The organism is Paenirhizobium cremeum (genome assembly GCF_022884085.1).
GTDB classification, from domain to species: Bacteria; Pseudomonadota; Alphaproteobacteria; order Rhizobiales; family Rhizobiaceae; genus Allorhizobium; species Allorhizobium cremeum.
In genome coordinates, this window is record NZ_JAGGCS010000005.1 from 191,008 (window position 1) to 204,214 (window position 13,207).

General features: G+C 60.2%; 13 protein-coding genes. 10 read left to right on the forward strand and 3 right to left on the reverse strand.

The genetic code is table 11. The features are described 5' to 3' along the window. Window positions 1–89: 89 nt before the first annotated feature. Together J5N58_RS11330 and hemB are read right to left on the reverse strand one after the other, a co-directional pair. Window positions 90–548, reverse strand: a complete 459-nt coding sequence (locus tag J5N58_RS11330) for an RDD family protein (RefSeq protein ID WP_112827224.1) — start codon at window positions 546–548, stop codon at window positions 90–92. A gap of 83 nt (window positions 549–631) precedes the next feature. Further along, the gene (hemB, locus tag J5N58_RS11335) at window positions 632–1,648 is read right to left on the reverse strand and encodes a porphobilinogen synthase (RefSeq protein ID WP_244710837.1); all 1,017 of its coding nucleotides are present in this window, start codon (window positions 1,646–1,648) and stop codon (window positions 632–634) included. A 124-nt stretch (window positions 1,649–1,772) separates the two neighbouring features. Between hemB and J5N58_RS11340 the strand changes: the two genes are divergently transcribed. Both J5N58_RS11340 and ldtR read left to right on the forward strand, forming a co-directional pair. Continuing rightward, window positions 1,773–2,210, forward strand: coding sequence for a DUF6163 family protein (locus tag J5N58_RS11340; RefSeq protein WP_112827222.1), 438 nt, complete (start codon window positions 1,773–1,775; stop codon window positions 2,208–2,210). Between the two features lie 130 nt (window positions 2,211–2,340). Continuing rightward, on the forward strand, window positions 2,341–2,850 hold the full coding sequence (gene ldtR, locus J5N58_RS11345) for a transcriptional regulator LdtR (RefSeq protein ID WP_112827463.1): 510 nt from the start codon (window positions 2,341–2,343) through the stop codon (window positions 2,848–2,850). Here ldtR and J5N58_RS11350 read toward each other — a convergent pair. Further along, complete coding sequence (locus J5N58_RS11350) at window positions 2,847–3,650, reverse strand: YrbL family protein (protein ID WP_162757232.1); 804 nt, start codon at window positions 3,648–3,650, stop codon at window positions 2,847–2,849. The two genes, ldtR and J5N58_RS11350, sit on opposite strands and share 4 nt — an antisense overlap. A 173-nt stretch (window positions 3,651–3,823) precedes the next feature. On the opposite strand from J5N58_RS11350, the gene J5N58_RS11355 reads away from it, so the two are divergent. From J5N58_RS11355 to nusB, 8 genes are all read left to right on the forward strand, one after another. After that, window positions 3,824–5,152: a L,D-transpeptidase family protein gene (locus J5N58_RS11355; protein WP_112827220.1), complete on the forward strand. Its 1,329-nt coding sequence runs from the start codon at window positions 3,824–3,826 to the stop codon at window positions 5,150–5,152. Between the two features lie 189 nt (window positions 5,153–5,341). After that, the gene (locus J5N58_RS11360; protein WP_244710839.1) at window positions 5,342–6,715 is read left to right on the forward strand and encodes an aminotransferase class I/II-fold pyridoxal phosphate-dependent enzyme; all 1,374 of its coding nucleotides are present in this window, start codon (window positions 5,342–5,344) and stop codon (window positions 6,713–6,715) included. Between the two features lie 245 nt (window positions 6,716–6,960). Beyond that, complete coding sequence (locus tag J5N58_RS11365) at window positions 6,961–8,925, forward strand: putative bifunctional diguanylate cyclase/phosphodiesterase (RefSeq protein WP_342345986.1); 1,965 nt, start codon at window positions 6,961–6,963, stop codon at window positions 8,923–8,925. A gap of 140 nt (window positions 8,926–9,065) precedes the next feature. Continuing rightward, window positions 9,066–10,355 (forward strand): serine hydroxymethyltransferase, encoded by a 1,290-nt coding sequence (gene glyA, locus J5N58_RS11370; RefSeq protein WP_113444069.1) that lies wholly within the window; start codon window positions 9,066–9,068, stop codon window positions 10,353–10,355. Window positions 10,356–10,364: 9 nt separating this feature from the next. Continuing rightward, window positions 10,365–10,841: a transcriptional regulator NrdR gene (nrdR, locus tag J5N58_RS11375; protein ID WP_112827217.1), complete on the forward strand. Its 477-nt coding sequence runs from the start codon at window positions 10,365–10,367 to the stop codon at window positions 10,839–10,841. Window positions 10,842–10,874: 33 nt separating this feature from the next. Further along, window positions 10,875–11,936, forward strand: a complete 1,062-nt coding sequence (ribD, locus tag J5N58_RS11380) for a bifunctional diaminohydroxyphosphoribosylaminopyrimidine deaminase/5-amino-6-(5-phosphoribosylamino)uracil reductase RibD (protein ID WP_244710954.1) — start codon at window positions 10,875–10,877, stop codon at window positions 11,934–11,936. A gap of 326 nt (window positions 11,937–12,262) precedes the next feature. Beyond that, complete coding sequence (ribH, locus tag J5N58_RS11385) at window positions 12,263–12,721, forward strand: 6,7-dimethyl-8-ribityllumazine synthase (protein ID WP_112827215.1); 459 nt, start codon at window positions 12,263–12,265, stop codon at window positions 12,719–12,721. 6 nt (window positions 12,722–12,727) lie between these two features. After that, entirely contained in the window at window positions 12,728–13,207 is a 480-nt protein-coding gene (gene nusB / locus J5N58_RS11390) for a transcription antitermination factor NusB (protein ID WP_112827214.1), read from the forward strand.

The following is a 13,207-nucleotide window of genomic DNA, read 5'->3' on the forward strand; positions in this document are numbered from 1 at the left end:
AAAAACGTCAACTATCCGTCATGAAAGAAGAACACGCCAAACCCTGGAGGATGGCGTGTTCCGCAGGTTTTGTTCGGATGAGCGCGTGTTCAGGCGGTACGGACAGCCGCCGTGCCGAGCAAAAGGTCGTGCACAAGCCGCGATTTTTCGATGAACAGGCCGGCCAGCAGAATCAGCGGCGTCAGCACCGAATTCAAAATCCAGAACAGCGCGAGATGCGCGATCGCGGTGACGAAATCGATCTTGCGGCCATCGAGGCGGACCATGGCAACGCCCATGGCGCGCATTCCCGGCGTTGCCTGGCTCGGCCCCGCAAGCGAAAGACCGAAATAAAGGCCCGCCACGACGAAGAACAGGATCGGATAGAGCAGCCAGCCGAAGCCCAGCGTGATGATGCCGAAAAAGAAGACGAGGATGGCCGCCGGGATCCAGAGAGCCCCGACAAGCAGGTAATCGATCAGGAAAGCGAACACCCGTCGCGACAGCACGCCGCTATAGGCCCGCCAGTCGTTCGGTGCTGCATAGATCGGGTTGGTGTCGAGGCTCATGGTCGGCTCCGTTGTCATTCACCAAGGCATATGGGGACAGACGGCGGAAAAACAATGGCTCAGGCTGTCTGCCCCTGAAAGCCTCAGCCGTTCTTGGCGAGATGCCGCGCCACATCCATGGCGAAATAGGTGAGAATGCCATCGCAGCCCGCACGCTTGAAACAGAGCAGCGTTTCCAGCATGACCTTGTCGCCGTCCAGCCAGCCGTTCAGCGCCGCGGCCTTGATTTGTGCGTATTCCCCGGAAACCTGATAGGCAAAAACCGGCAGGCCGAAGGCCTCCTTCATCCGCCAGCAGATATCGAGGTAGGGAAGGCCGGGCTTGACCATCAGCATGTCTGCGCCTTCCTCGACATCGAGCGCAGCATCGCGGATCGCTTCGGTCCCGTTGGCCGGATCGATGTAGTAGCTCTTCTTGTCGCCCTTCAGCAGCCCGCCGGTCGAGATGGCCTCGCGATAGGGGCCGTAATAGCCCGAGGAAAATTTCGTCGCGTAGGACATGATGCCGACATTCTGGTGCCCGGCGGCATCCAGCCCGCGGCGAATGGCGCCGATGCGCCCGTCCATCATCTCGGAAGGAGCGATGATGTCGGAGCCGGCGTCTGCCTGCAGCACTGCGGCGCGCACCACCTGTTCGACGGTTTCGTCGTTGGCGATTTCGCTGCCGCGCAGGATGCCGTCATGGCCGTGGCTGGTGAAGGGGTCGAGTGCAACGTCGGTGATGACGCCGATATTGGGAACGGCCTTCTTGATCGCAGCCGTGGTGCGGTTGATCAGGTTGTTCGCCTCAAGGATCTGCGATCCCGTCTCGTTGCGCAGTTCCATCTCGATATTCGGAAAGGTCGCCAGCGCCGGAATGCCGAGATCGGCCGCCTCCTTCGCTGCCTCGACAGCTTTATCCACAGACATTCTGTTGACGCCCGGCATGGAGGCGACCGGCTCGACGATACCTTCGCCGGGAATGACGAAGATCGGCCAGATGAGGTCGTCGACCGTCAGCCGGTTTTCCTGGACCATGCGTCTTGTCCAGTCGGCCTTGCGATTGCGTCGCATGCGGCGGTGCCCGGTGATCTCGTCGACCAGATGTGTCTTGTCCTGCATGGTATTGCCTCGTCTTCCTCTGCAAGGGGGACCCTGCTGTAATCCAGCAATTGAAAAACCGCAAAGAGGCGCTTCGTCGCGCCATGACTGGCAACGACACGCCCCTTGCGCATATGCTTCGCGCATGGAGCCTGATTCTCAACATGCACCGAAAGGCAGCGTCGCGGAAATCCTGTTCGTGATCTTTTTGAGATTGATCGCGATCGCATGCCTGTGGTTCGGCCTGCAATACTGGGGGATGCTGGTCGGCTATTCGCTGGGCGGGCAGGGACGCTTCGACCTTCTGTCACTGCCGTGGAAGGTCGCGGGCGCCAGTCTCTCGGTCATCTTCCCCGTTGCGGCCCTCGGGCTTTGGCTGACCGTCTCCTGGGGGCCGGTCATCTGGGCGCTGGCGGCCGGAACGCAGATCCTCATGCACGGCCTCTGGTCCGGGGTTTTCGGCGCCAATCCGATCGTGATTGCCATGCATGCTTTGGTCGCGCTGGTCTATGTCGTGTTCCGCCTGGCGCTGTGGCTCGAAAAGCGCCACAAACAGGAGGAGATAAGGCTTGATTTACCGTAATGTCATCGCTCTTGCCGGTAAACTCTTGTTAAGCCTGCGTTTTAAGTAGAATTTTATGTGCATTGGATATGGTCCCTCACAAGGCGGGAGAAAAACAAAGCCGCCAGACAAAACAGTGAGGCAGACCGACATGAACACCAAGCTCAAGCCGCAGCAGAACACCCTGGCACCGCAGGACGAGGCGATCCGTTCGCTCTACATGGAATCGCTCCATCTGGTTGAACGCCTGCACCGCCGCCTTCTCGACGTCATCAAGGACGAGTTCGACCGTCAGGGTCGCAGCGACGTCAATGCCGTTCAGGCACTTCTGCTGTTCAACATCGGCAATTCCGAATTGACCGCCGGCGAACTGCGTTCGCGCGGCTACTATCTCGGCTCCAACGTTTCCTACAACGTCAAGAAACTGGTGGATCTCGGCTTCATCAACCATCAGCGCTCGCGCATCGACCGTCGTTCGGTCCGCATCAGCCTGACGGAAAGCGGCCAGGAAATCGCCGAAACCGTTGCCAAGCTCTACGAGCGGCATATCGGCTCGATCCAGAAGGTCGGCGGTATCGGTTCCGACGAGTTCACCCAGATGAACAAGCTGCTGCAGCGTCTGGACCGCTTCTGGAACGACCAGATCTTGTATCGCCTCTAAGCGACGGGTTTGCTTGCCAGCTCTGGCCGGGATGCATTGGTTTGCTTCCCGGTCCACTCCGCTTTAAGGGCCGGATAGCGTGCGAAGATGGCCTCGAAGAGACCGTCTCGGGCGCGTTTGAGACGTCGCCTGTTGAGAAGGGGGCTGAGCGAGCGCAGCGGGATGATATTCTTCTCGCCGATCCCGTCGATGACCACGAATTCGGGTCGGCCGGAGCGGGTTTCGCTATATAGAAACTGCCGCATATGCATGTCGGAGAGCACCACGTGCATCTCCATGCAATCGTCGAAAAGGCGATTGAGCGCTTTCAGGTGCTTGAAGGCCAATGCACCGTTCTCAAACAGTTTTTCAAGCGTCGGGGCAAGTGTGTCGCCGGCACCGCCGATCTTTTCGGTCACGAGCGCTAACCCGGCTGTCGTCGACACCAGGCCGCAGGGCACCGCAATCGGCGGCGCGCCCCGCAGGTCTTCGTTCCAGCGACGGCTGAGGATCAGGTATTGTGTGAGTTCCCGCCGAAAGCCACGATAGACACCGAGCGGGTTTGTCCGCTTCATCAGGCTTTCGCCCTTCAAACGGGCATCTCCGGATGTCCTCGCCGGATCTATGATTTTTAGAACCACATCCTGCATGTCCGGGTGCGTATAGACACGTTTTAGTGATCCGGCCGTCTCGAACTTGCATTCCGCGATATCGAGCCGGCTGCTAAACCTGCCGTGAAAATCCTTGCGTGCCATGGCGTTCTTCGATCGTAATATTTTGTAACAAAACATAATATGACAGGAATACGACAGTTCGCGCAATAGCCGGAGCCACGAATTGGCCATATTGGTGTGTGAGCGCCGGACATCAAAGGACGGTCATGTATCCGTCGCAGCGCCTCAGGCCTGTATGCCGAAAACAGGCCCTGGCGTCCGTTTGTTAACCATGCCTTGCTAGAGGATGGTTTTCGTTTGAATTGAAAACGGTAGGGAAGATGTCGAAGAAATCCGGAATTGTCGACTTGTCACGCCGCGCCCTGTTGCGCGGTGCCGCAGCAGCAGGCGCAGCCGCCATCGCCGGTCAGGCCGCAGCACAGACGGCCGTCGATGAGTTGATTACCGCTCCGAGGCGCGGCAACTGGGACGACCAGTTCGATGCTCAGGCTTCCCGCGCAACGGCAGCTGTCGTGTCGAACACGCCGATGCTCAGCGCCAGCAATCTCATTAACTTCCAGCAGGCCATTGCCAACTATCAGGCCATCGTCTCCAACGGCGGCTGGCCGCAGGTCAATCCCGCGGTAAAGCTCAAGATCGGCGTCATCGACCCGTCGGTCCAGCAGCTTCGCCAGCGCCTGATGATCTCCGGCGACCTCGACCGCTCGGCCGGCATGTCGAACGCCTTCGACACCTATGTCGATGACGCGGTGAAGCGTTTTCAGGCACGCCACGGTCTGCCGGAGGACGGCGTTCTCGGCGAATTCACCCTGAAGGCGCTCAACGTTTCCGCCGACACCCGCCTGATGCAGCTGAACGTCAATCTGCAGCGCCTCCAGGACATCACCGCCAAGCCGATTGAGTACCGTTACATCGTCGTCAACATTCCCGCGGCCTATGTAGAAGCCGTCGAGGGCGATCGGGTGGCGCTTCGCAATACCGCGATTGTCGGCCGCGACACCCGCCCGTCGCCTCTGGTCAGTTCCAAGGTGTCCGACATCATCCTCAATCCGTACTGGACTGCGCCGCGCTCGATTGTCGAAAAGGACATCGTGCCGCTGATGCGTAAGGACCCGACCTATCTGGCGCGCAACAACATCCGGTTGATCGATGGCAAGGGCAATGAGGTGTCGCCAGAGAGCATCGACTGGTTTGCGCCCAAGGCGCCGAACCTGATGTTCCGCCAGGACCCAGGCAAGATCAATGCGATGTCCTCGACGAAGATCAACTTCCCGAGCCCCGAAGCCGTCTACATGCACGACACGCCGACGCAGGGCCTGTTCAACAAGCTGATGCGCTTCGAGTCCTCGGGCTGTGTGCGCGTCCAGAACGTGCGCGACCTGATTGTCTGGGTGCTGAAGAACACACCCGGCTGGAACCGCCAGGAGATCGAGCGCGTGATCGCAAGCCGCGTCAACACGCCGATCCCGGTTTCGGACGAGATCGGTGTTCACTGGGTCTACCTGACCGCCTGGTCGGCGAAGGACAACGTCGTCCAGTTCCGTGACGACATCTACGGAAAGGACGGAAACGCCCAGTTGGCCCTGCAGACCAACATCGGCGTCGAACAGGTCTCCGGTTCCGTAGAGGACGATATCCTGCCCCAATAAACGGCGCATGCATCCGCCGCCCCATGCTCGAGCGGGGCGGCGGACGCGCGTTAACGATCGCGCAGCATACCGCTATCGGGTGACGAGTTCTAATCGTTAAAAATTCATTAAAATTTTCAGTTGTGTTAACCATCAGCCGAAAATATCATCTGACTGGCCATTTGTTTGAGTTGGAGGCTGGGACCCACGATGGATATGAGTAGCTCGAGCCGGAAAGTCAGCATTCCAGCAGCAGCCCTTCAGGGCAGCCTGAGGGACTATCGGGCGCCGACCGGTCCCGATCTTGTCGGTCGCGTCGACGGTTTCTTCGAATGGCAGGATTTGCGGCGGCGAAACGAAGTGTGGCCATATGCCCGCTCGACGGAAACGGCGCCGGCAACCTTTTGCAAGGTGCGCTCCGATGCGGACCGAAGCTTCCAGGGCATCAATTTCGCTTCCCAGGATTATCTCAGCCTTTCCTCCCATCCGCGCATCAAGCAGGCGGCGATCGAGGCGGTCGAACGCTATGGCGTGCACAGCGCCGGCTCAGCCGCTCTCCTCGGCAATACGGCCAACTCGCTTGAGCTCGAAGCCAAGTTTTCGGATTTCCTCGGGGGCAGGGAGGTCGTGCTCTACCCCACCGGCTGGTCGGCCGGTTTTGCTTCCGTGCAGGGTTTCGTCCGTCCCGACGATCATGTGGTCATGGACGTGCTTGCCCATTCCTGCCTGCAGGAAGGCGCGCGCGCAGCCACCCAGAACATTCATCATTTCGCCCATCTGAACACCGGGGCGGTAATCCGGCGGCTTAGCAAGATCCGTGAGAAATTCCCGGATGCCGGCATCCTCGTGGTCACGGAAAGCCTCTTCTCGATGCATTCCGACGTGCCGGATTTCGCCGGTCTGCGCGAGGCATGCGACACGTATGGGGCGACGCTGCTGATCGACTGCGCCCACGATCTCGGCGCAATGGGCCCGGGCGGTCTCGGCAATCTCGGGGCGACCGGAATGCTTGGCGCTGCCGATGTGCTGATCGGTTCCTTCTCGAAGAGCTTTGCCTCCAACGGAGGTTTCGTTTCGGTAAAGACGCGGAGCGCGGCGGAGTACCTAAAATACTTCAGCGCCACCCAGACTTTTTCCAATGCGCTCTCGCCGGTTCAGGCCGCGGTGGTCGCAACGGCGCTCGATATCATCCGGTCCGAGGAGGGCGACGAACGGCGCCATCGTCTGATGGACAACATTCTCTACCTGCGGCGAACCGTGGAAAATACGGGGCTTCGCGCGCTCGGCGTGCCATCACCCATCGTGCCGGTCTTCGTGGGCAGCGAAGCGCTCGGACGACTGATCGCGCGCCGTCTCCCCGATTTCGGCGGCATCGCCAATCTTGTCGAATATCCGGCTGTTCCGAAGGCGGAATCGCGGTTCCGTTTCCAGGTGATGGCGGATCATACCCATGCCGATGTCGACCGCGTCGTCGTGGCATTGGGGCAGGCGCTCGATGCGGCGCGCACCGATCTCGAGCTCTGCGTGACGACGGATGAAAATCCCTCAAAATCGCCGGGTACCGCCGCCTCGGCCGCAGCTTGAGTGAAAGCTTATATGCTTTTTGTTAGGCGTACATAGCATCGACATGCCTTTTTTGTCGTCAAACGCCGATGTTAACAGCGTTTAACGATTGAATTTACTGTTTGGAAACACATTTCACACAGAGTTGACGAGCTCTGCGGTTGAAAGGCTGTCGCATGACACTTGTTTCCCGGCTCGAGACAGCCATCGATTGGTTGACGCCGGCGCATCTGAAAGAAGATGTGCACACGCGTAAACGCGTACGCATGTTTCTCATCAGTCATATGTTCGGGCCCATCACCGGCGCGCCGATACCCATAAGCTTGTTCGTCATCGATCCGGCTCCCTCTCCGCAGGTGCCGATCCTGGCGGCCTCGATTTTCGGCTTCTGGCTCTTTCTTCCGCTGATAAAGCTGCTTCCACGCAGCTACGGCGCGCTGGCGCAGCTTTCGATCCTCAACCTGAACTTCGCCATACTCTGGGGTTCATACCACTACGGCGGGGCGAGCTCTCCCTTCCTGATGTGGTATGTCGTCATGCCGATGCTCGCCTTCTTCTATATGGGGGCGACGCTGGTGACGCGTCTCGTGGTGCTGTCCCAGCTCATGCTCGGCCTGTCGATCTTCGTGGCGGCCTATATCTTCCACGGGGAGCGTTTCCCCGACAATATACCGCTCGAAAACATGGTCTATGCAGGCATGGTTTCGGCTTTCAGCGCGACCGTCTATGCCTTCTTCATGGCCAGTTATTATGCCAGCGTCGTCGACAGCCAGTCGGAGCTCATCAAGGAGATCGCCCGCCACGAGAAGACGCTCGAAGAGCTGACCGAGGCCAAGGAGGAGATGGAGCAGGCCAACGCCGCTCTGATAAACGCCAAGAACCTTGCGGAGGCGCGCAACCGCGAACTCGAGGCGACGAGGGCGAGCCTGGAATACAATGCCCTCCATGACGCCCTGACCGGCCTGCCGAACCGGCGCTTCCTCGATCATGTACTGGCGCAATATGCCGAATCCTGCCGGCGAGACGGCAGCGGCATCGCATTGCTGCATGTAGACCTCGACCGCTTCAAGCAGATCAACGATACGCTCGGCCACACGGCGGGCGATAATATGCTGATCTATGTCGCGAAACTCATAAAGTCGGAGGTCGGTGAAGACGATTTCATCGCGCGTGTCGGCGGCGACGAGTTCGTCATTGTCAGTCACGTGACGGAGGAGAACAACGAGGCTCTTTCCGCCAAAGCGGACGGACTGATCGAAAAGATACGTCAGCCCGTGCCCTATCAAGGGCATCTCTGCCGCGTCGGGGCCAGCATCGGCATTGCCGTCGGCATGGGTGAGAAGGTCGATCCGAAGAGCCTGCTGGTCAATTCCGACATCGCGCTTTACCGGGTGAAGCAGCGGGCCAAGGGGCACAGTGAATTCTTCTCCGAGGAGATCCAGCGCGAGATCGTCGACACCAAGCGGACGGCGGACGACATCCTGCGGGGCATAGAGCAGAAGGAATTCATCAGCTTCTACCAGCCGCAATTCGATGCACGCACCCATGAGATCGTCGGTGTCGAGGCGTTGGTCCGCTGGAACCACCCCACCAAGGGGATACTGGCGCCCTCGCATTTCCTCGGCATTGCCGACGACCTGAACGTGCTCGGCACGATCGACGGCATCATTCTCGACCGGGCGATCGCCGATCTGGAGCACTGGAACACCCTCGGCCTCGCCATACCCAAGGTGGCCGTGAACGTGTCGGCCCGGCGCTTGAACGATCGGCAGTTGATCGACAATCTCCGGACGATGAAATTCAGGCCCGGCACTGTCTCGTTCGAACTGGTGGAATCGGTCTTCCTCGATGAGACCGACGAGGCGATATCCTCCAACATAGAGCAGATCAAGGAACTCGGCATCGAAATCGAAATCGACGATTTCGGCACGGGCTACGCTTCCATCGTCAGCCTGCTGAAGCTCAATCCGAAGCGGTTGAAGATTGACCGACAGTTCGTCGCGCCGGTGCTGATTTCGCTGGAGAAGCGGCGGCTCGTGTCCTCGATCATCGATATGGGCAAATCGCTCGGCATCGAGGTAATCGCCGAAGGCATCGAGACGATGGAACAGGCGCAGATTTTGAAGGAACTCGGTTGCGACGTTTTGCAGGGCTACGCCTTTGCAAAGCCGATGACATCCGTCGATCTGGAACGGTTCGTCGAGCAGCATCAGTGGCGCCAGGCTTCCTGATTGCCGCCTCCCTTTTCGGAAATTCTCCCGGCTCGCAGCGTCCTATCGCTCTTTGATGCGCAAATGTCGCGTCCCGTATTGCCCTTGACCATTCGTGGCGGTAAGACCCCTTGGCATCAACCCGTCAGGAGCATTCAATCATGTCGAACACAGATGCCTTCTTTTCCCGTGCGCTTGCCGAAACCGATCCGGAAATCTTCGGCGCGATCGAGAAGGAACTGGGTCGCCAACGTCACGAAATCGAGCTGATCGCCTCGGAAAATATCGTATCCCGCGCAGTCCTTGAGGCTCAGGGTTCGATCATGACGAACAAGTATGCCGAGGGTTATCCGGGCAAGCGCTATTATGGCGGCTGCCAGTTCGTGGACATCGCCGAGGAACTGGCGATCGAGCGCGCCAAGAAGCTGTTCGGCGTCAACTTCGCCAACGTCCAGCCGAATTCCGGTTCGCAGATGAACCAGGCCGTTTTCCTCGCTCTGCTGCAGCCGGGCGACACCTTCATGGGCCTCGACCTCAATTCCGGGGGCCACCTGACCCACGGTTCGCCGGTCAACATGTCCGGCAAGTGGTTCAACGTCGTCTCCTACGGCGTGCGCGAAGGTGACAACCTGCTTGACATGGATGCCGTCGCCGAAAAGGCCCGCACCCACAAGCCGAAGCTGATTATCGCAGGCGGCACCGCCTATTCCCGTATCTGGGACTGGAAGCGTTTCCGCGAGATTGCCGACGAAGTCGGCGCCTACCTGATGGTCGATATGGCCCACATTGCGGGCCTCGTCGCCGGTGGCCAGCATCCGTCGCCGTTCCCGCATTGCCATGTCGCGACCACGACCACGCACAAGTCGCTTCGTGGCCCGCGCGGCGGCATGATCCTGACCAATGACGAGGATCTGGCGAAGAAGTTCAACTCGGCCGTCTTCCCCGGCCTGCAGGGTGGACCTCTGATGCATGTCATCGCCGCCAAGGCCGTGGCCCTCGGCGAGGCCCTGCAGCCGGAGTTCAAGGACTATGCGGCCCAGATCGTCAAGAACGCCAAGGCTCTCGCCGAAACCCTGATCGCCGGCGGCGTGGATGTCGTGTCGGGCGGCACCGACAACCACCTGATGCTGGTCGACCTGCGCAAGAAGAATGCGACCGGCAAGCGGGCGGAAGCCGCCCTTGGCCGCGCCTACGTCACCTGCAACAAGAACGGCATCCCGTTCGACCCCGAAAAGCCCTTCGTCACCTCCGGCGTCCGTCTCGGCACGCCGGCCGGCACGACCCGCGGCTTCAAGGAGGCCGAATTCAAGGAAATCGGCAATCTCATCATCGAAGTTCTCGATGGCCTGAAGGTTGCGAATTCCGACGAGGGCAACGCCGCAGTCGAGGCGTCCGTCCGGGAAAAGGTGGTCAAGCTGACCGGCCGCTTCCCGATGTATCCTTACATGTAAGGAAGACGCATGCGCTGCCCCTTCTGCGGTTCAGACGACACCCAGGTCAAGGATTCCCGCCCGGCGGAGGATAACACCTCCATCCGCCGGCGGCGTATTTGCCCGGATTGCGGCGGTCGCTTCACGACTTTCGAACGGGTGCAGTTGCGCGAGCTCATGGTCGTCAAGAAGACCGGTCGCAAGGTGCCCTTCGATCGCAACAAGCTCGTGCGCTCGTTCCAGATCGCGCTGCGCAAGCGGCCGGTCGACAACGATCGCATCGAGCGTGCGGTTTCCGGCATCGTCCGCAGGCTGGAAAGCTCCGGCGAGACCGAGATTTCCTCCGAAGAGATCGGCCTGCAGGTTCTCGAGGCGCTGAAGAGCCTCGATGACGTCGGTTTCGTGCGCTATGCATCCGTCTATCGCGACTTTTCCCATGCGGAAGACTTCGAGCAGGTGATCGCGGAGATCAATGCGAAGATTTCCCGCGATAGCGGCATGGAGTGATCCTTGGCCGCCGCGCCGGATGACGAGCGCTACATGGCGGCCGCGATCCGCCTGTCGCAGTGGAACCTCGGCCGCACTTCCACCAATCCTTCCGTGGGTTGCCTGATCGTCAGGGACGGCATCGTCGTCGGTCGCGGCGTTACCGCCGAGGGCGGCCGGCCCCATGCCGAACCACAGGCTCTTGGCGATGCCGGGGAAAGGGCGAGGGGAGCGACGGCTTATGTCACCCTCGAGCCCTGCTCGCATCACGGCAGGACGCCGCCCTGCGCCGATGCCCTGATCGCAAGCGGTGTTGCCCGTGTTGTCGTTTCCGTGACGGACCCCGACGAACGGGTGTCGGGACGGGGACTTGCCATGCTTGAGGAGGCAGGCATTGAGGTGGCAAGCGGCGTTCTGGAAGAGGAGGGTCGCAAGGCGCTGTCCGCTTACCTCACCCGTCAGACGAAGGCGCGTCCACAAGTGATTCTGAAACTTGCCGTTTCGCAGGATGGCATGATCGGCCGCGATGGAGCGGGGCAGGTGGCGATCACCGGTCCTCTCGCTCGCGCTCAGGTACAGATGCTTCGCGCGGAGACCGACGCGATCCTCGTCGGGATCGGCACCGCAATTGCCGACGATCCGGAACTGACGGTACGCTTGCCGGGACTTGCGGACCGTTCACCCTTGCGCATCGTCCTCGATCGCAGGCTGGAATTGCCTCTCGGCTCGAAGCTGGTGAGAAGCGCCCGAGAGGTTCCGGTCATCTCTATTGCCGGCGCGGACGACGACGAAGGCTTCTCCGGCCGGAAAAATGCCCTGCAGTCGGCCGGCGTGGAGGTCCTGCAATCGGAGGATCTCGAAGCGCTTCTGTTTGCGCTTGCCGCTCGCGGTATTTCGTCGCTGCTGGTCGAGGGCGGAGCGCGCGTCGCGCGATCCTTTCTCGATCTCGGGCTGGTTGATGAGATCTGGCTCTTTCGGGGCGCCACTGTCGTCGGAACGGGCGGCATTGCGTCTCCGGTGCTTCTGTCGACCGTGCCGCCGGACTTCGTTCTCGACCGATCGCTTGCCTTAGGTCCTGACGGCCTGGAGATCTTTCGTCGCTCCGACGTCGAGTAAACCCTGCTCAGCGCCAGAACAGCAGGATAAGAATGATGAGCGGAATCGGAACTCCGAGTAGCCATAGCAATATGCCGCGCCCCATGTGAAATCCTCCTCTGTCAGGGCGGCAGACCGTTTCGATGGCGGTTGCCGCTGGTTTGGTGACGGGTGATAAAGGTTTGAGGAAAGCCTTTTGTTCCGGGCGGCGGCCGTCAGGAGGCAGGACGGCGTGCTCTCACGAGGGGCGGTTTCAGCTAAAAACACTTGCCATCGGCGATGCGCCGTGGTTTGACCCGTCTGACTGGCTGATGGCCGCACTCTCTTTAAAAACCGGGACCGGAATCATGGCAAAGAAGAAATCCGCACCGCATCTTCTGATCGTCGAGGCACGATTCTACGATGACATGGCAGATGCGCTGCTGGACGGCGCGACGGTTGCCTTGAAGGAAGCCGGGGCGACGTATGATATCGTCACCGTTCCGGGTGCCCTCGAAATCCCGCCGGCGATCGCCATGGCACTCGACGCTGCCGATGATGGCGGTGTCGCCTATGACGGTTTCGTTGCGCTCGGCATGGTCATTCGTGGCGAGACCTATCATTTCGATATCGTCGCCAATGAATCCTCGCGTGCTCTCATGGATCTCGCCGTGTCCGAATCGCTTGCGATCGGCAACGGCATCCTGACGGTCGAGAACGACGAGCAGGCCTGGGCCCGCGTTCGTCGTACGGATAAGGACAAGGGCGGCTTTGCCGCCCGCGCGGCGTTGACGATGATCGCGTTGAAGGAAAAACTGGGTAACTGACGAAACATGTCGAAGGAAGAAAACCAGCCGGTAAAATCCGCCAACCAACGCGGGGCAGCCCGCCTTGCCGCGGTGCAGGCGCTCTACCAGATGGATATTGGCGGCACCGGCGTTCTGGAAGTTGTGGCCGAATACGAGGCGCATCGCCTTGGCCAGGAAATCGATGGCGATACATACCTGAAGGCCGATCCTTCGTGGTTCCGTTCCATCGTGGCAGGCGTCGTGCGCGACCAGAAGGTGATCGACCCGATGATCCGCCAGGCGCTGCAGGATGACTGGGCGCTGTCGCGCATCGATAGTACCGTTCGCGCCATTCTTCGTGCCGGCACCTTCGAGCTTTTGGAGCGCAAGGACGTGCCGATTGCGGTGATCGTGACGGAGTATGTCGAAATTGCCCGCGCCTTTTTCGAGGAGGACGAACCCAAGCTCGTCAACGCTGTCCTCGACCGCATCGCCAAGCAGGTGCGCGCTCCGGCGAAGAAATAA